General features: G+C 55.2%; 17 protein-coding genes. 5 read left to right on the forward strand and 12 right to left on the reverse strand.

The genetic code is table 11. The annotated features are described in order from the left end of the window. Positions 1-67 precede the first annotated feature (67 nt). The 3 genes from lolE to lolC are packed head-to-tail and all read right to left on the reverse strand — an operon-like array spanning position 68 to position 3,208. The gene (gene lolE, locus ACO6VX_RS07040) at positions 68-1,312 is read right to left on the reverse strand and encodes a lipoprotein-releasing ABC transporter permease subunit LolE (protein ID WP_022625849.1); all 1,245 of its coding nucleotides are present in this window, start codon (positions 1,310-1,312) and stop codon (positions 68-70) included. Further along, positions 1,312-2,016: a lipoprotein-releasing ABC transporter ATP-binding protein LolD gene (lolD, locus tag ACO6VX_RS07045; protein WP_010246282.1), complete on the reverse strand. Its 705-nt coding sequence runs from the start codon at positions 2,014-2,016 to the stop codon at positions 1,312-1,314. The genes lolE and lolD overlap by 1 nt, the downstream gene beginning before the upstream one ends. After that, on the reverse strand, positions 2,009-3,208 hold the full coding sequence (gene lolC / locus ACO6VX_RS07050; protein WP_022625850.1) for a lipoprotein-releasing ABC transporter permease subunit LolC: 1,200 nt from the start codon (positions 3,206-3,208) through the stop codon (positions 2,009-2,011). The genes lolD and lolC overlap by 8 nt, the downstream gene beginning before the upstream one ends. A gap of 248 nt (positions 3,209-3,456) precedes the next feature. On the opposite strand from lolC, the gene ACO6VX_RS07055 reads away from it, so the two are divergent. Together ACO6VX_RS07055 and mfd are read left to right on the forward strand one after the other, a co-directional pair. Continuing rightward, positions 3,457-3,666, forward strand: a complete 210-nt coding sequence (locus tag ACO6VX_RS07055) for a hypothetical protein (RefSeq protein WP_003849845.1) — start codon at positions 3,457-3,459, stop codon at positions 3,664-3,666. A gap of 228 nt (positions 3,667-3,894) precedes the next feature. Continuing rightward, positions 3,895-7,338, forward strand: a complete 3,444-nt coding sequence (gene mfd / locus ACO6VX_RS07060) for a transcription-repair coupling factor (RefSeq protein ID WP_418795773.1) — start codon at positions 3,895-3,897, stop codon at positions 7,336-7,338. Positions 7,339-7,482: 144 nt separating this feature from the next. Here the strand turns inward: mfd and ACO6VX_RS07065 are convergent, their stop codons facing one another. Further along, positions 7,483-8,025 (reverse strand): glycine zipper 2TM domain-containing protein, encoded by a 543-nt coding sequence (locus ACO6VX_RS07065; protein ID WP_003849847.1) that lies wholly within the window; start codon positions 8,023-8,025, stop codon positions 7,483-7,485. Positions 8,026-8,433: 408 nt separating this feature from the next. After that, positions 8,434-9,006 carry an Ail/Lom family outer membrane beta-barrel protein gene (locus ACO6VX_RS07070; protein ID WP_010246294.1) on the reverse strand — a complete coding sequence of 191 codons (573 nt, stop codon included), beginning with the start codon at positions 9,004-9,006 and terminating at the stop codon, positions 8,434-8,436. 819 nt (positions 9,007-9,825) lie between these two features. On the opposite strand from ACO6VX_RS07070, the gene ACO6VX_RS07075 reads away from it, so the two are divergent. Beyond that, a complete protein-coding gene (locus tag ACO6VX_RS07075; protein WP_010246296.1) occupies positions 9,826-10,059 on the forward strand; it encodes a SymE family type I addiction module toxin in 234 nt (77 codons plus the stop codon). A gap of 176 nt (positions 10,060-10,235) precedes the next feature. Here ACO6VX_RS07075 and ACO6VX_RS07080 read toward each other — a convergent pair whose 3' ends face one another. From ACO6VX_RS07080 to hinT, 7 genes are all read right to left on the reverse strand, one after another. Further along, positions 10,236-11,540, reverse strand: coding sequence for an NAD(P)/FAD-dependent oxidoreductase (locus ACO6VX_RS07080; protein ID WP_010246297.1), 1,305 nt, complete (start codon positions 11,538-11,540; stop codon positions 10,236-10,238). Positions 11,541-11,752: 212 nt separating this feature from the next. Further along, positions 11,753-12,295: an alpha/beta hydrolase YcfP gene (ycfP, locus tag ACO6VX_RS07085; protein WP_010246299.1), complete on the reverse strand. Its 543-nt coding sequence runs from the start codon at positions 12,293-12,295 to the stop codon at positions 11,753-11,755. Positions 12,296-12,335: 40 nt separating this feature from the next. Further along, positions 12,336-13,376, reverse strand: coding sequence for a beta-N-acetylhexosaminidase (gene nagZ, locus ACO6VX_RS07090; RefSeq protein WP_422458001.1), 1,041 nt, complete (start codon positions 13,374-13,376; stop codon positions 12,336-12,338). A gap of 39 nt (positions 13,377-13,415) precedes the next feature. Continuing rightward, on the reverse strand, positions 13,416-14,198 hold the full coding sequence (thiK, locus tag ACO6VX_RS07095) for a thiamine kinase (protein ID WP_031293013.1): 783 nt from the start codon (positions 14,196-14,198) through the stop codon (positions 13,416-13,418). A 16-nt stretch (positions 14,199-14,214) separates the two neighbouring features. After that, complete coding sequence (lpoB, locus tag ACO6VX_RS07100) at positions 14,215-14,808, reverse strand: penicillin-binding protein activator LpoB (RefSeq protein ID WP_022625861.1); 594 nt, start codon at positions 14,806-14,808, stop codon at positions 14,215-14,217. Positions 14,809-14,819: 11 nt separating this feature from the next. After that, a complete protein-coding gene (locus ACO6VX_RS07105; RefSeq protein ID WP_010246307.1) occupies positions 14,820-15,188 on the reverse strand; it encodes a YcfL family protein in 369 nt (122 codons plus the stop codon). 20 nt (positions 15,189-15,208) lie between these two features. After that, a complete protein-coding gene (hinT, locus tag ACO6VX_RS07110) occupies positions 15,209-15,559 on the reverse strand; it encodes a purine nucleoside phosphoramidase (protein ID WP_009090851.1) in 351 nt (116 codons plus the stop codon). 358 nt (positions 15,560-15,917) lie between these two features. Here hinT and ACO6VX_RS07115 point away from each other — a divergent pair, with 358 nt between their 5' ends. Together ACO6VX_RS07115 and ACO6VX_RS07120 are read left to right on the forward strand one after the other, a co-directional pair. After that, positions 15,918-17,516: an MFS transporter gene (locus tag ACO6VX_RS07115; protein ID WP_010246312.1), complete on the forward strand. Its 1,599-nt coding sequence runs from the start codon at positions 15,918-15,920 to the stop codon at positions 17,514-17,516. 3 nt (positions 17,517-17,519) lie between these two features. Further along, positions 17,520-18,659, forward strand: a complete 1,140-nt coding sequence (locus ACO6VX_RS07120; RefSeq protein WP_010669859.1) for a glycoside hydrolase family 88/105 protein — start codon at positions 17,520-17,522, stop codon at positions 18,657-18,659. Positions 18,660-18,705: the final 46 nt, after the last annotated feature.

Genomic DNA, 18,705 nt, shown 5'->3' on the forward strand with positions numbered 1-18,705 from the left:
TGAGGGCCGCGCCCAACAGCAAAGGTCTTAAACAGATGCGGCGCGAAAGGATTCGCGCCGCGTTTTTTCACTGACCGCTTAATACCCGAGCCGGGTCAATGCGGCTGGCGCGTCTGGCGGGATACCAGCTCGCCAGCAGGCTCAGCAGAATCGCGGTAATCAATACTGAGAACACATCAATCCAGTGCAGTTCCGACGGCAGGAAATCAATGAAGTAGATATCACCTGCCAGCAGATGATGGCCGGTAACCGACTCCAGCCCGCGCACCAGTGAGGTCAGATTCAGCGCCACCAGCACGCCCGCGATCACGCCGCTGACGCTGCCCAGCAGGCCTGCCAGCAAACCGTACCAGATGAAGATGGCGCGGATCAGCCGGTCTTTGGCACCGAGGGTACGAAGCACCGCAATGTCACTGCTCTTATCCTTCACCGCCATCACCAGCGTTGAGACAATGTTAAAGCAGGCGACGCCAATCACCAGCACCATCGCCAGATACATGATGGCGCGGATCATCTGAATATCGCGGTACATATAGCCGTAGGTGCCAATCCAGCTCTTGATGTAGACGTAGGAACGGGTCGCTTCACCGGCATCCCGCACCAGTTTGACCGCCTGGAACGGGTCGGTCATCTTCAGGGCGATGCCGGACACGCTGTCACCCATCTCCAGATAGTGCTGTGCATCGGCGAGTGGCACCAGCGCCAGGCTGTGATCGAGCATGCCGCTCAGTTGCAGAATACCGCTGACCTGAAGCCGGATACGTTTAGGCTGAAGCAGTTTGTTATCACCATCGTTGTTGGGGATCATGATGGTGATCCAGTCGCCCTGCTTCACGTTCAGCGATTTAGCAATGCCGCCGCCCAGAATGATCTGCTGCTTACCGGCGGCAAAAGAGGACCAGCCGTTATCTGCCACAAACTGTGGCAGGGCACTGAGACGCGGCTCCTGTGCCGGATCAACGCCCTTTACCTGCAGCGCTTCCAGCCGGGCGCCGCTCTCAATCAGGCCGGTGAAGTTCACATAAGGCGCTGCCGCCGCAATGCCGGGCACCTTTTCAATCGGGGCAATCATCGACTGCCAGTGCTGGAACGGCTGATTGACCGCCTCGATCTCGCCGTGCGGCACCACCGCCAGAATGCGGTTGTTCAGCTCACGCTCAAAACCATTCATGGCGCTCAGACCGATAATCAGCACCGCCACGCCCAGCGCAATACCGATGGTGGAGATCACCGAAATCAGCGACACCATGCCGCCACGACGGCGGCCACGGCTAAAGCGCAGGCCCAGCAACAGGGATAACGACGAACCCATTACACCGCTCCTGCCATGGTGAGCTGATCGCTTAACTGACCATCACGCATCTCCATCTGACGCGTCATGCGTTTTGCCAGCATCAGATCGTGGGTCACCACCAGAAACGCGGTGCCCTGACGCACATTCAGTTCGCCCAGTAATTCAAAAATGGCGTCGGCGTTGCGTGCATCGAGGTTACCGGTTGGCTCATCCGCCATCACCAGCCGTGGGCGGTTAACCAGCGCCCGGGCAATCGCCACGCGCTGGCGTTCGCCGCCTGACAGTTCTGAAGGCCGGTGCGCGGCGCGATGGTCCAGCCCGACCGCGGCCAGCATCTCACGGGCGCGATCCTGTGCTTCCGTTTTAGCCGTTTTGCCAATCAGCAGCGGCATCGCCACGTTCTCCAGCGCGCTGAAGTCCGGCAGCAGATGGTGGAACTGATAGATAAAGCCCAGCTCGCGGTTACGCAGCTCCGCTTTGGCCGACGAGGACATGGCATTCAGTGACTGGCCATCAAACACCACGTCGCCCGATGTCGGTGCATCCAGGCCGCCGAGCAGATGCAGCAGCGTACTTTTACCGGAACCGGAGCTGCCGACAATCGCTGTCAGTTCACCGGGCTGGAGGCTGAAAGCCACATTGCGCAGCACATCGGTCTGCACGCTGCCTTCCTGATAGCGTTTGCACAGGTCGCGGCACTGCAACAAAGGAGTGTTACTCATAACGTAAAGCCTCAGCAGGTTGAACGGCGGCAGCGCGCCACGAAGGATAGAGCGTAGACAACAGCGCCACAATCATGGCGCTGAGGGCTATGGTGACCACCTGCCACACATTAATATCAACCGGCAATGCGGCACCATCAAGGAACAGGCCAATCACCGGCATTAAGTTGTTGAGCTGGCTGGCCAGCAAGACACCGAGCAGCGTGCCGAGCAGCGTGCCGATAATCCCGGCGCTGGCACCCTGCACCATAAACACCGCCACTATTTGCCGGCGCGTCAGGCCCTGGGTTTGCAGGATCGCCACTTCGCCCTGCTTCTCCATGATCAGCAGGCCTAACGAGGTGATGATGTTAAAGGCAGCCACGGCGATGATCAGGCTCAGCAGCAGGCCCATCATGTTCTTCTCCATACGCACTGCCTGGAAGAGATCGCCTTTGCGCTCACGCCAGTCTTTCCAGACCAGGCCCGCAGGCAGTGTCTGCTGACTCAGACTGTCGACCGACAGCGGTTTATCCAGCCACAGTCGCCAGCCGGTAATGTTACCGGCCGGATAGCGCATCACGCGCGACGCATCCTGAAGATTGACCAGAATCTGATAACCATCGACTTCGCTGTTAGCGGCATAGGTGCCCGCTACGGTAAACAGACGCTGACTTGGCACGCGTCCCATCGGGGTGAACTGGCTGACCGACGGCACCATCAGACGCAGTTGATCGCCACGTTTTACGCCAAGCTGGGATGCCAGCTGTTCGCCAAGGATGACATTATACTGCCCGGCCTGCAGCACGCTCTGCCGGGTATTGACCAGGAAAGGGGTAAGCGGATCTTTTTCAGCCGGCTCAATGCCCAGCATCACGCCAACGGAGACGCTGTGCGGGCTTTGCAGCACCACATTGGCGGTGGTCAGCGGCGCGATACGGCTGACACCCTGCAGATTCAGGGAGCTGGCGGGTTGCTGTTGTGGATTGAGACTGCCTTTGTCGCTGGTGATCAGCGCCTGAGGCATCAGGCCAAGAATATTGCCTTCGAGTTCACGCTCAAAACCGTTCATCACCGATAACACGGTGACCATCGCCAGCACGCCGAGCGTAATGCCAATCGTTGAGAGCCAGGAGACAAAGCGACCGAAGCGATCCGATGCTCGTCCGCGCATATAACGCAGACCGATAAATAGCGCGACAGGTTGATACATGGAATCCAGTAAGCCGTTGCCTGAAAATAGGTAGTGGGATGATAAAGGAGCGGCTGGCTTTATGAAACCTCTAACCCTCTGAGTCGGCAGCAAAGTTGCATCCGGATGCGTCACTTTGCGCGCCAAAGCAGCGGAATAGCCGATAAAGCCGCCGCTTATTGGCTGATTATTCAGCGTCCAGGGGGGTAGACTACAATCAGTACCATGATCACGGGTGATTTATTGCCGGGCAGTATGAGGTAGCGACCATGTTGAAATTTCCCAAAGGCAGCATCGTTAAACATAAATCCGGGGAGATCAGAGGCGAAATCATCAACGTCTTTGAGCAGGGAAACGCACCAGCCGGCTACTACGTTAAGTGGGACGACGGTAACCTCAGCTATCATCCTGAGCAGGAGTTATCCTGGGCGAATATCGACCGCCCACGCATGCATTACACACAGCAATCCATAAAATAAAATGCCCGTTTAACCCCGTCGCTGCATGGCGACGGCGGTTTTTTCTGATCCCTTGCCAGACTCCGTCTATCCTCTCTTTATCCGCACGATTACCGCTGACGCCCGGTAATGGCTGACCGATCCCCTGGTTCAGCGCGGCGCGGCAGGAAAATTGTGCCGCAGAGGTGATCCCCCTGACATAATATGGAATGATTACGTCCTGGAAAAATGGAGCAACCCCGAGATCCCATGCCCGAACAGACTCGTTATACCCTGCCCGTTAAATCCGGCGATCACCGTCAGCTCGGCCAGCTCATAGGCGCGGCGCACGCGGTGGAGTGTGCCAGCATTACCGAACGAAATGCTGGTCCGGTGTTAATGATTACACCCGATACCCAAACCGCTCTGCGTCTGCTGGATGAAATCCGCCAGTTTACCGATCTGCCGGTGGCGCACCTTGCCGACTGGGAAACGCTGCCCTACGACAGCTTTTCGCCGCATCAGGATATTATCTCCGCCCGCCTGTCGACCCTCTACCAGCTGCCGGTGATGCAGCGCGGTATGCTGATCATGCCGGTCAACACCCTGATGCAGCGCGTCTGCCCGCACAGTTTCCTGCACGGTCATGCGCTGGTGATGAAGCAGGGGCAAAAACTGTCACGCGACCGGCTGCGCGACCAGCTTGAGCAGGCCGGTTATCGCCATGTCGATCAGGTGATGGAGCACGGTGAATACGCCACGCGCGGCGCCCTGCTCGATCTGTTCCCGATGGGCAGCGATCAGCCCTACCGCATCGACTTTTTCGATGATGAGATCGACAGCCTGCGCCTGTTCGACGTCGACAGTCAGCGCACGCTGGAAGCGGTCCCCGAAATTAACCTGCTGCCTGCGCATGAGTTTCCCAGCGACAAAGCCGCCATTGAGCTGTTCCGCAGCCGCTGGCGTGAAACGTTTGATGTGCGCCGTGAGTCGGAGCATGTCTATCAGCAGGTCAGCAAAGGCACGTTGCCAGCGGGCATCGAATACTGGCAGCCGCTGTTTTTTGAGCAGCCGTTACCCAGCCTGTTCAGCTATCTGCCCGACAATACCCTGATTGTGAACTGCGGCGATCTTGAAGGCAGCGCCAGCCGCTTCTGGCAGGATGCCGAGGCGCGCTATGAAAATCGCCGCGTTGATCCGATGCGTCCACTGCTGGAACCGGTCACCCTGTGGCTGCGTCCGGATGCATTAATGGGAGAGCTGAAAGCCTGGCCGCGCATCCAGATGACCAATGAGGTGCTGCCCGCCAAAGCCGCGAATACCAACCTCGGTTATACCCCGCTGCCTGACCTGACCGTTCAGGCGCAGGCAAAAGCGCCGCTGGATCATCTGCGTCAGTTTATTGAGACCTTCAGCGGCACCGTGGTCTTCTCGGTCGAAAGTGAAGGCCGCCGTGAGAGCCTGCAGGATCTGCTGGCCCGGATTAAACTGCGTCCTCAGCCGGTGCACCGCTTCGATGAGACCGGCGAAGAGCGTTTCCGACTGATGATCGGCGCCAGCGAGCGCGGTTTTATTGATACCCAGGGCAACCGGGCGCTGATTTGCGAAAGCGATTTGCTGGGCGAACGCGTCAGCCGTCGCCGTCAGGATACCCGTCGCACTATCAATCCGGACATTCTGATCCGTAACCTGGCGGAGCTGCATCCCGGCCAGCCGGTGGTGCATCTGGAACACGGTGTGGGTCGCTATATCGGCCTCACCACGCTGGAAGCCGGCGGCATTGAGGCGGAATACCTGATGCTCTCCTACGCCAACGACGCCAAACTTTATGTGCCGGTTTCATCGCTGCACCTGATCAGCCGCTACGCGGGCGGTGCCGACGATAATGCACCACTGCACAAACTGGGCAGCGATGCCTGGTCGCGCGCACGGCAGAAAGCGGCTGAGAAAGTGCGTGATGTGGCGGCTGAACTGCTGGATATCTATGCTCAGCGCGCCGCCAAAACCGGCTTTGCCTTTAAGCATAATCGCGAGCAGTATCAGCTGTTCTGCGAAAGCTTCCCGTTTGAAACCACCCCGGACCAGGCGCAGGCGATCAACGCGGTGCTGAGTGATATGTGCGAGCCGCTGGCGATGGACCGTCTGGTGTGCGGCGACGTTGGTTTCGGTAAAACCGAAGTAGCCATGCGCGCGGCGTTTCTGGCGATTGAGAACCATAAACAGGTGGCCGTGCTGGTGCCGACCACCCTGCTGGCACAGCAGCATTACGATAACTTCCGCGATCGCTTCGCCAACTGGCCGGTTCGCATTGAGATGCTTTCCCGTTTCCGTACTGCCAAAGAGCAGGCGCAGGTGCTGGAACAGGCCAGCGATGGCAAGATCGACATCTTAATCGGCACCCATAAGCTGCTGATGAGCGATCTCAAATGGCACGATCTCGGTCTGCTGATTGTCGATGAAGAGCACCGTTTCGGGGTGCGTCACAAAGAGCGCATCAAGGCGATGCGCGCCGATGTGGACATTCTGACGCTGACCGCAACGCCAATCCCTCGCACCCTGAATATGGCCATGAGCGGCATGCGCGATCTCTCGATCATCGCCACGCCACCTGCCCGCCGTTTAGCGGTGAAAACCTTTGTCCGTGAATTTGACGATCTGGTGATCCGCGAAGCGATCCTGCGTGAGGTTCTGCGTGGCGGGCAGGTCTACTATCTCTACAATGACGTTGAAAATATCGAGAAAGCGGCGCAGCGTCTCAGCGAACTGGTGCCGGAAGCGCGTGTCGCGATTGGCCATGGTCAGATGCGTGAGCGTGATCTGGAACGGGTGATGAACGATTTCCACCATCAGCGTTTCAACGTGCTGGTCTGTACCACCATTATCGAAACCGGTATCGACATTCCGACCGCCAATACCATCATCATTGAGCGGGCCGATCACTTTGGCCTCGCGCAGTTGCATCAGCTGCGTGGTCGCGTCGGACGTTCGCATCATCAGGCTTATGCCTGGCTGTTAACGCCGCATCCGAAGTCGATGACCGCCGATGCGCATAAGCGGCTGGAGGCGATCGCTTCGCTGGAAGATCTGGGGGCCGGTTTTGCGCTGGCAACGCATGACCTGGAGATTCGCGGTGCTGGCGAACTGCTGGGTGATGAGCAGAGCGGACAGATGGAGACGCTGGGCTTCACGCTTTATATGGAGCTGCTGGAGAATGCGGTCGAGGCGCTGAAAGCGGGTCGCGAGCCGTCACTGGAAGATCTCACCAGCAACCAGACCGAGGTGGAGCTGCGGATGCCCGCCCTGCTGCCCGAGACCTTTATTCCGGATGTCAGTACCCGTCTTTCACTCTATAAACGCATCGCCAGCGCGGAGGCTGAAGAGGAGTTGCAGGAGCTGAAGGTGGAGATGATCGACCGCTTTGGCCTGCTACCCGATCCGGCGCGTAATCTGCTGGATGTGGCGATTATCCGGCTGAAAGCCCGCGCTGTCGGTCTGCGTAAGATCGAAGCCAGCGACAAAGGCGGTTATTTCGATTTTGCGCCGAAGAACAACGTGGATCCGGCATGGCTGATAGGCCTGCTGCAGAAAGAGCCTCAGCAGTGGAAGCTGGACGGTCCGACACGACTGCGGTTTACCCGTGAGCTATCGGAAAGAAAGGTGCGGCTTGAGTGGGTGCAGGGATTCGTTTCGCAACTGGCTCAACGGCAGGCGTAACACCCTGCCCGTGCGTTGCTGAGCTAACCGGTAAAGCGCCGGTTAGTTTGCCGCAAAAAAAGGCGCATCCTGAGATGCGCCTTTTTCATTACTGCTGTATTACGTTGTGCTGTGTGGCCGCGTGAGCGGCAAAGCTTTGCCCAATTACGCCTGATCGCCGTTGAGAACCAGCTGACCATTGCGATCCAGTGGAATACGCGTGCCGGGGTCATTTTCCATACGGATTTTACCCTGCTGATCGCCTATTTTATAGGTCACGTCATATCCCAGTTTTTTCTCTTGTTTGTCGTAAACGGTTTTGCAGCGCTGTTCGGTTGTGGTGTAGGTATCCCGATCCTGCAGTCCGCCCTGGACCTGATTACCGGCATAACCACCCGCTACCGCACCTGCTACTGTCGCCACATCTCTGCCGCGACCGCCACCAAACTGGTGACCCAGCACTCCACCTGCCACTGCACCTAATACAGACCCGGCAAGACGGTTTTCATCCTGCACGGCCCGACGGTGGGTCAGAGTGACATTACGGCACTCCTGACGAGGCTGTTTAATGCTCTCTTTGATTGGCGTTGCAGACAGTACCTGAGCATATTGAGGACCGCGATCAAACACGTTCATGCCTGCTACGGCTGCAACACCCAGAGCTGCTGCCACACCAATACCGATACCCGCTAACATTGATTTATTCACAGGAAGTTCCTCCTGAAAAGTGTTACCGCGCAATCCTGCTGCTAAAGCATCCTCGTTAACTGAGGTATAACCGGCGTGCGCGACGCGCCGTGTTTGTTGAGATGAAGTTTTACAGATGGACCGAAAATGCAACATCAGATAAATGGAGGAAATTGGTCACTTTGCTATCAGGACCAGTTTTTAGGAGAGTTCTGAGGCTGGAAAGCCGCACTGACAGTTTCAGGGAATTATGGATAATAATAGTAGAATCAATCAGCTAATAATAACTAATCGGAAGTAAAGCCGGCAGTCACGTTATCAGTTTGCACATGAAAACATTTAAAGCAAATTCGCCGTCTGCCCCTCACTTACCCGGCGCAGGAATAAATAACCCCAGCCAGACGGCCGGGGTTACAGGCTTCAGGCAACTTAGAAACGATAGCCAACGCCGATGTTAAAACCATTGATGGCAACATCTTCGTTATATTTTACGCGAGTACCTTCATATCCAACACTCACAGAGAGATTGCTGATAGGATTAACCACGACACCCGCACCGTAGGCAAAGGATGTTTTGCTTTCGCTGTAAGAACCCGAATACTGTGCGTACTGTGACTGGTAATTGGCTTTATCTTCTACTTTGGTACGCGCGACCCCAATTAAGCCGTAGAAACTGACATAGTCATTAATACGGTATGCCGGACCCGCCATCAGGGAATAATATTTCGCTTCAATTTTTTCATTATATTTCTCAAGACCGTCAAAATAATCATTCTGCTCGGAATAACTGTCATCGCCTTTCATGTAGCTGAATGAGCCAATAACACTGAGAGGAGAATTCCATTCATAGCGATACTGAACATTGACACCGCGGATGTTTTTAAAGTCTTCAACTTTGCTTTGCGCATAACCAACCGAGACCGTGTGATTATCAGCCAGTGCATTGCTGCCCACGAGCAGACCGCCACACAGTAATGCCAGCATCGTCATTTTAGAAGTCATGTAATTAATTCCTTTTCATAATTTAACATTATTTCCCTGCGCTTAACGCAGGACTTCGTTCCCTGAATCACCAATACCCGACGGACAGGATAATTTTTTATCTATCCGCCTGTATCGGACAGGAATTTCATGTAGCGCTCCGCGCCTGATGTTCAGATCGGTCGGAGAGCATCTATTCATACCTGGATTTTTTAAAACAGGCTGGCCTGAGTCAATGTGAAACTTAAACGCCAACCTTATTAAATGGCACTTCGGCCATTTAATTTAGGTTAAGTAAAGAATTTAACCACAGGACTCATCCTGGCGGTTAGTTATCAATCAATTCTTAATGGCACTATTAGACCAAAAAGAATTAGAGGTATCAAGACCGAGTTGCCATAAAAAAGCCAAACCCCTGAAAACCATTACGGCACATACATCCAGAAAATTATCCTGCCTTATACAATCCATTAACGCAGATTATTAACTGACCTGTATATCCATAACCCATTAAAAGATTAAGTTACAGTTCTATTTAAACCTCTCTGAATAAATGAAGGTATTCGGAAAGATAACACCTGCATTTTTCCAAGAAGCGTTACTTTCAAGCTGACTGCGAAGAAAAAATGAACGAAAGCCAGACCGGAGAAAAACTATCTGTTTTCAGAGACAGCTCGCAATTTATTACTCAGCTTTCAGCGAGTTTACGTGGCAGGAGGTGTATATTTAAACAGGTAAAAACAGAACAGGAAGCACATAACGAGAGATTTTTTAGCGCGGACTGAAGGTGGTGGAACACCAACAGCCCGCTGACCACCACCAACTGATAAGGAGTTGATTATGGCTGACACGCATCATAAGTCAGGGACCCGCACGTCCACAACCGCCGCTGGTGAATCGCGAGCACATTATTACAGAGTGGGATACCGGCCTAATAGGGGCCAGCCGAACCCACTGCCGCAGCTCACCATTAAAGGCCGCTGGCTGGAAGCGCTGGGATTTACGACCGGGCAGAAGATCGAGGTGATCACCGGGCCGGGACAGCTGCTTATCCGGCTAGCGAATGAAGGATAATTGACTGACCTGTAAAGTAAAATCCCGGCATTAAGGCCGGGATTTCTTATTAATCATCATACAGGAAACTGATGTTTAATTTATCTTAATGTGTGACCCTCAAGGACATAAAAAAAGCCCCCTCTGAATCGAATCGAGGAGGCTTACCATTAATTAGCCAGCGTTATTGCTGTTGCTTAGTGCAGCTTCAGCCGGGGACGAATAACCCGGTTAATACTGCCGACCAGCATCATCAGACCGGTTTTGAAGTAGCCGTGCAGCGCAATCTGGTGCATACGGTAAAGCGAGATGTAGACAAAGCGCGCGATGCGCCCTTCCACCATCATTGAGCCACGCATCAGGTTGCCCATCAGGCTGCCGACTGTACTGAAGCGGGAGAGCGATACCAGCGAGCCATGATCTTTATAGACATAGGCTTTCAGCGGTTTACCGTCACGCTGCGCCAGAATGTTGTCCATGGCGCGTGAAGCCATCTGATGCGCTGACTGGGCGCGCGGTGGTACAAAACCGCCGCCCGGCAAGGCGCAGGAGGCGCAGTCGCCAATCGCGTAGATGTCATCGTCCAGCGTGGTTTGCAGCGTCTCTTTGACCACCAGCTGATTGATGCGGTTGGTTTCCAGTCCGCCAATCTCTTTCAGGAAGTCGGGTGCTTTAATCCCAGCCGCCCAGACCATCAGATCGGCTTCGATAAATTCACCGCCTTTGGTATTCAGGCCATTACGCTCGGCGCTGGTGACCATGGTCTGCGTCAGCACGCGAACGCCCAGCTTGGTCAGCTCCTGATGTGCCGCAGCAGAGATGCGTGGTGGCAGTGCAGGCAGGATACGTTCACCCGCTTCAACCAGTGTCACATTCAGCGCTTCGCGTCCCAGGCCTTTGAAGCCGTAGCTGTGCAGCTGTTTCACCGCGTTGTGCAATTCAGCTGACAGCTCAACGCCTGTTGCCCCGCCGCCCACGATGGCGATGTTAACTTTCTCGACCCGGCCTTCGCTGGCGGAGAATTTCAGGAACAGGTTGAGCATTTCGTTATGGAAACGACGCGCCTGATGCGGATTATCCAGGAAGATGCAGTGATCTTTGACGCCTGGCGTACCGAAATCATTCGAGGTGCTGCCCAGCGCCATTACCAACTGGTCGTAGGCCACTTCACGCTGTGGCACCAGCACTTCGCCCTGCGCATTCAGCACTTCGGCCAGGCGGATCACTTTTCGGGTGCGATCGATATCGGTGAGTGAACCCAGCTGGAACTCAAAACCGTGATTGCGGGCATGAGCCAGATAGCTCAATGCATCTATGCCTTCGTCCATTGAGCCGGTCGCCACTTCGTGCAGCAGCGGCTTCCACAAGTGACTGTGGTTACGATCAACCAGGATAATCTCGGCCTTCTTTTTACGACCCAGTTTATGGCCCAGCTGCGTGGCCATTTCCAGGCCGCCCGCTCCCCCTCCGACAATAACAATTTTCTTAACAGACGTAGTCAACAAAGACCCCCTCAAATTGTGAACCAAAAGTTAACCAAAGGTTAAATTAAACCTTAAGAAACATAGGGTTGGCGAAGTTAAAATCGCAATCTGTTGGGAGAATAGCATGGCGGGAAGAGGAGAACATAAGAATATTGATATACATCAAAGCGGGAAAATAAAACTCAGATAATTACGTAATAAAAACAGGCACCTTGCGGTGCCTTTGCTGCTTAACCTAATGTTTTAAAAGCTTTTATCCGCTTAAGATGTGGGGATATATTTTTGAATTTGTGCCCTTCCGTCTCATCCCAGACAATTTCATAAAACGGATGCAGCTGGTCAGCAATGTGCTGGCTGTCGAGCGCCTCATCGTGACGGGAGAGAATGGCCAGACAGCGGTCACGATTACGCTCGCGAAAATCGCTGACGCACTTCGTTGCGATATCCTGATACTCCTCCGGCCGGTCGATCTTCCCTTCCATGTTCGCCTGCGGCGAGAGGTTGGGATTAAAAATCACCTGCCGTATGCCGCACAGAAATCCAATGCGCTCTGACCAGAAGCCGCCCAGTCCGACGCCGCAAATCAGCGGCCGGTCGTCGTCAGAAAGCGTCAGCATCTTATCGGTCTCTTTTAGCAGAAACTGCATGTCATGTTTGGGATGGCGGGTGCTGTAACTGATCAACCTGACGTCAGGATCGATAAATTGCAGTTGCAGCACTTTTTCGTGATTGCCCGGACTGTTGGAATCAAAACCGTGCAGATAGATGATCATGATAATCCTCAAGGTAGTGATAGCGCCGGGCAGTCACTGCTTACCACGACGCCTTATGAGCCAGCCAGCGTTCCTGAAGCGCACTCAGTTGCTGAGCATTATTTTTCCAGCGATGCGTTCCCCGCAGTTCATCGCGGGTAAACCTGCCCTGATGATACAGCTGTGTAACCCGCTCTGACCCGACCGGGATCAGGTTATCCAGTACACTGATGGCGCCCTGACGCTGATTGCAGACCAGAATCATGTCACAGCCCGCGGAAAGGGACTGCTGCGCCCGCTCAGGATAGCTGCCCATCACCGCTGCGCCCTCCATCGACAGATCGTCGGAGAAAATAATACCGTCAAAGCCCAGTTGCTCACGCAGCACGGTTTTAAGCCAGTATGGCGAACCACTGGCGGGCAGCGGATCAACTTCGGAGTAGATGACGTGTGCCGGCATGATGGCGTCCAGTGCCTGTTCGGTAATCAGCTTGCTGAAGATTGCCATGTCATGTTCACGCAGCGTCTTTTCGTCCCGCGGATCGCGTGGAGTCTCCTTATGCGAATCCGCACTCACCGCACCGTGACCCGGGAAATGTTTGCCGGTGGTCTTCATGCCCGCCTCGTGCATCCCCGCAATAAAGCGGCGGGCGACGTCAAGGGCGATGGCCGGATCGGCATGGAAAGAACGGTCGCCAATCGCGGCGCTGATATGACCAATATCGAGTACCGGCGCAAAGCTGATATCGATATCCATGGCGATCATCTCGGCCGCCATTTGCCATCCCGCCTGTTGCGCCAGTTCACCGGCGGTATCCAGGTCGTGCAACGCAGCAAAAGATTGCATGGCAGGCAGCTGGGTGAGGCCGTCACGGAAACGCTGCACGCGACCGCCCTCCTGATCCACCGCCACTACCAGCCGGGTGTGAGAGGCGGCGCGGATCTGCCGCACCAGCTCTGCCAGCTGAGCGGGATCATGATAATTTCGGGCAAATAAAATTAAACCGCCCACCAGCGGATGCTGCAGGATGTCGCGCTCTTCGCCATCCAGTTCATAACCCTCGACGTCAAGCATCAGTGGGCCGGGTAAATCTGATCTCATATCATGAATCCTGTAGCGAAACGCACCTGCGTAACGCGATTAAATCTGTTCCCAGCTCTGTCGAGCCAGCTGTTGTAATGTGTCGTCGTCACGCTGACCAGCACGGAGCTGATACCAGCTGGCCATCAGCAACTGCAGCCAGGGCTGCCAGCGTCTGACCTGCTGCACCAGCGCGGTAAGCGGCAGCTGCATCGCCGCGGCATACTCAGCCAGCCAGTCGGCCTGGTGCTGCGGATCGCTGGCACAGACAGCCGCCAGCTCCAGCGCCACGTCGCCATCGGCGGCATACTCCCAGTCGATCAGACGCAGACCTTCGGGACCTTGTATGACATTTCCGGCATGCAGATCCATGTGCAGCGGAGCCAGCCGCAGCGGGTGAGGTTCACCCTGCTGCGTCAGACGCCTGAGCGCCTGCAACCAGCGGTGATGCCGCTGGGGAGTGAGCTGCCAGTAGCGCCATAACAGCGGCAACAACTGCAGACGATAGCCGGTCAGCGGCTGCTGATGCAGCTGCTGTAGCAGTGCCACGATCTGTGGACGCTGCTGGCTGAAGCGGTGTTCATCCAGCGCTTCGCCTGCGCACCAGGTCAGGATAATCCCCTGACGATGGCCCGCCACGGGCTGCGGTGCCACTCCGCTGGCTTGCAGTTTGCATAACAGACGGAATTCGCGCTGCCGATCCACAAACGGAATAACAGGTTGCGGTGCCGCCCGCGCGATAAAAGTTCCGCGCGGGCTGACAATCTTCTGGCTATGTCCGGTCAGACCGGCAAGCGAGGTAAAGGATATCTTTTCTGGTTCGCCGGTGACCTGCTGAATCATCCGCTGGAAAGCGGGATTAATTCTGTGCAATGCCGTTGCCGGACCAGATGATCTCGCCTGTCTGAACCAGCATCAGTTGCATTTGCAGCGTCGGCGCTTTGACATCGCCACGCGCGTTGCTGTAGAGCACATACTGAGCGTTAACGTTACGCGCCAGGCCAATCGCTTTACTGCGCGAGTTCAGGCTGTCATCCGGCGATAATCCCAGCGTCTGCTTGGCCTGCGCCAGTTGGTCAGCAGAAACCAGGGTGAATTTGCCGTTGTTATTCAGCGCATTCTGGATAGCTGCCGTCGCTTTCTCGCTTTGCAGCGCACCGTTGGTGCTGTTTTTAACGCGATCCACCAGCAACACGCTGCCCGGCTCGGCGCTGGCAGCCTGTAACATCTGCGCCACCAGCGGCTGAACGCTGGCATCCCAGTTGATAGTGACCAGTTTCGGTGGCTGCGGCACTGGCTGCGGTTGCGGCACCGGTTCAGGTTGTGGAACGGGCTGCACCGGCTCCACAGGCTGGGTCGGTTCAACCGGTGCAGGCTGCTGCTGTTTCACGACACAGCCGGTCAGAATGAGCGCCATCAGTAGCGCTCCGGTACGATTAACACTGCGTATCACGTAGAAAATCCTTAAAGATAGAGATAAAGACGAACCTTGCTGGCCGTCAGGTTACCCAGTTGCGAAGTGGCGATAATGCTGCCCTGCGCCGGAACGGTAACGGTCTGCGCCGGTTCCTGCGGGGTGATTTCCAGCCCTTTGTCGTCATACCAGTAGTAACGATAGTGCACAACAACCGGTGTTTCGCGCTGATTATAGAGCACGCTGGTGGCACGCTTCAGTCCATCGTTCTCATCCAGCGTCGGTTCATCGGTAATGATCCCTGCCGACAGCACAGAGGACTCCATCACCAGCGACTGCGACGTATTGATCATCGGTTTTTCACTGCTGCAGGCCGTCAGGCAGAGCAGGATCGGCAGGCCAGTCAGCCAGGATCGCATAGCACGCTTCCGTTATCAGGTCAGTTAGAGAGCATCGGTCCCAGCGGTTCACCGCCCAGCAGATGCATATGAATGTGATAAACCTCCTGACCACCATGTTGATTGCAGTTCACAATCAGACGATAACCATTTTGATCGATACCTTCCTGACGGGCGATTTTCGCCGCGGTAGTAAACATACGTCCCAGCGCATGCTCATGCGCCGCTTCCGCCTCGTTGACCGTTGGGATCAGCACATTCGGCACGATTAAAATATGGGTCGGCGCTTTGGGCGAAATGTCGCGGAAGGCAGTGACCAGCTCATCCTGATAAACCACATCAGCGGGGATTTCGCGGCGGATAATTTTACTAAAAATGGTTTCTTCTGCCATGGTGCAATTCCTTTAGCCTGAGTCTTAATCAATCAGTATGCGGGAGAAATTTGTTTTCTTTCAACCTCAGGACCACTTTTCTTGCATTGTTCGCCTGCCTTTGCAGCAGCACCCTCTCTCCGTGACCCGCACGCTGTTCAGAATGCTAACAACGCCCCTGCCACACCAGAAAATGAAACGCTGTTTTATAAATTAGAATTTCGCCACCCTTTTCTTTGTATGACTGCCACTTCAGCGCCAGCACTTGCCAAATTGCGAAGGTTTAGCCGCCCCGTCAGTTCTACTTTGCTAACCAGTCCGGGTGAGATGACCGGCGTCACCAGGGATAAACCGCCATAAACATCAAGGAGCATCAGACATGCGCTCACGTAAAATTGGTCTTGGCCACTATCTGGCCTACGGTTCCGGAGATTTTCTTGGAGCAGGCACCACGGCGCTGACCGCCGCCTGGTTGCTCTATTTTTACACCACCTTTTGTGGGTTAACCCCGATTCAGGCTACGCTGATCTTTGCCGCTGCCCGCGTGCTGGATGCGATAGTCAGTCCGCTGATGGGCTTTCTGACCGATAACTTCGGTTCGACCTGGCTGGGCAAACGCTTTGGCCGCCGCAAATTCTTTATCCTGCTCGGCATACCCTCTGTATTCAGTTATAGCCTGATGTGGCTCAGCGACATGAGTTTCTGGTGGTATCTCTGCACTTATTTGCTGTTTGATATCGTCTACACCATGATCCTGGTGCCTTATGAAACGCTGGTACCGGAAATGACCGACGATTTCAAACAGAAAACCCGCTTCTCCGGTGCCCGCATCGGCCTGGCACAGCTGTCGGCCATTCTGGCCGCCTTTTTACCCGGTATTTTGCTGGGTATGCTGGGCAAAGATAATCCTCTCTCCTTCTTCTACGCCAGCCTGGTGTTCTCGGTAATCTGCGCGCTGGTGCTGACGCTGGTGTGGTGTTTTACCTGGGAGCGTCACCCCGATGACTTTTCCGCCGAGTCACGCCGTGCAGAGCAGGAAAAGCAGCAGCTGACGCTGATGCAGAATCTCAAAAGGCTCTATGTCGAGCTGGCTTCAACCTTACGCATACGCATCTTCCGCCAGCACCTTGGCATGTACCTCGGCGGCTATATCGCCCAGGATGTGTTTAACGCCGTCTTTACCTGGTATGTGGTATTTGTGCTGATGCAGAGCGCTCAGGTCGCCTCCAGCCTGATGGGCACCATGGCGGTGCTGCAGTTTATTGCCGTGATGGCGATGATTCCGCTCTGCATCCGTATGGGACCTGCGCCCGCCTACCGTCTGGTGGCTGTGCTGTTTGGCCTTGCGGCGCTCTCCTACGCTGGATTGTGGTATGCCGGAATGAACGACAACATGTCACTGCTGTTGGTGATCTCCGCCCTGGCAGGTCTGGGACGTGGCGGCATCAACTATGTGCCATGGAACACCTATACCTATATCGCCGATGTGGACGAGGTGATCACCGGACAGCGCCGTGAAGGAATTTTTGCCGGCATCATGACCCTGACGCGAAAAGCGTCGCAGGCTGGGGCAGTCATGCTGGTCGGTATCGTGCTTCAGCTCTCCGGCTTTGTCTCTGGCCAGGCGACCCAGGTACCCGGCGTCAGCCACACTATCCTGGCGATTCTCAGCGTCGGTACCGTGGCCGTGCTGGCCTGCGGCTTTATCGTGTCACTGCGCTTTAAACTTAATCTCCAGACCCACACTGTGCTGCGTCAGGAGACGCTGAAGATGCGCGACGCAGGCCGCATCGTGCCGGAAAGCATCACGCCGGAAGCACGCGGAATTGTAGAAACGCTGGCTGGCATGCCTTACGAAAATCTTTGGGGCAACAACAACATTGGCTTCCTTAATCGTAATAAGCCAGCGCCGGAAAAATTGTCCGCACATCCCACTTTAAACCCTTCTTTAAACCCGACCTTAAAACGACAGGAATAAACCATGACTGTATTTCCCGTTAAACACAGCAAATTATTGTGCCAGCCCGAACATCTGTTGCCACGCAGCGAACTGGTACAGCTGATTCAAAAGCTGACACAGAATCTGGTTAACATCACCGATGAGACAGGCGAATTTTTATTACGGCTGGACGATGGCCGGGTGATTGATACCAAAGGCTGGGCGGGTTGGGAATGGACACACGGCATCGGTCTGTATGGCATGCTGCACTACTATCAGCAGACCGGTGACCAGCAGACGCTGGCGATCATTGATGAGTGGTTTACGCAGCGTCTGGCGGAAGGCACGCCGACCAAAAATGTGAATACCGTTTGTCCTTTTCTGACGCTGGCCTACCGTTACGAAGAGACCGGGAACCCGGCCTGGGTGCCGGTGCTGGAGCGCTGGGCAGAATGGGTCATGTATGAGATGCCGCGTACCGAACAGGGCGGCCTGCAGCACATTGTCTATAACAACGAAAACCCGCAGCAGCTCTGGGACGATACGCTGATGATGAGCGTGATGGCGCTGGCGAAAATTGGCCAGTTGCTGAAGCGCGATGAGTGGATTGAAGAAGCGAGTTATCAGTTCCTGCTGCACACCCAGTATCTGATGGATCGCAAAACCGGCTTATGGTTCCACGGCTGGAACTTTGACGGCCGCCATAACTTTGCTGATGCACGCTGGGCGCGCGGTAACAGCTGGGTGACGATTGTCATTCCCGACTTCCTGGAGATGATGAACTGGCCTGAGCATCACGCTACCCGCCGTTTTCTTCAGCAGGTGCTGGAGACCCAGGTTAAAGCGCTCAGGGAGTGTCAGCACAGCAGCGGATTGTGGCACACCCTGCTTGATGATCCGCACAGCTACCCGGAAGCCTCCGCCACCGCCGGGTTTGCCTATGGCATTCTGAAAGGGGTTCGTAAGCGTTATCTGCCCGCGGAGTATCGCGAGGTGGCAGAAAAAGCGTTGCGCGGCGTGATTGCCAATATTGATGACGATGGCGAGTTAAAACAGGTCTCCTTTGGTACCGCAATGGGCAAGGATCTGGATTACTACCGCACGGTTCCTCTGACCTCTATGCCCTACGGCCAGGCGATGGCCCTGCTCTGCCTGACAGAGTATCTGCGCGTTTACCTCTGAATCCCGGCCAAAAAAAAGCCCCGCTTAGCGGGGCTTTTTCATCGCT

The sequence above is a fragment of the Pantoea sp. BJFS-204 genome, from assembly GCF_049310725.1.
GTDB classification, from domain to species: domain Bacteria; phylum Pseudomonadota; class Gammaproteobacteria; order Enterobacterales; family Enterobacteriaceae; genus Pantoea; species Pantoea agglomerans.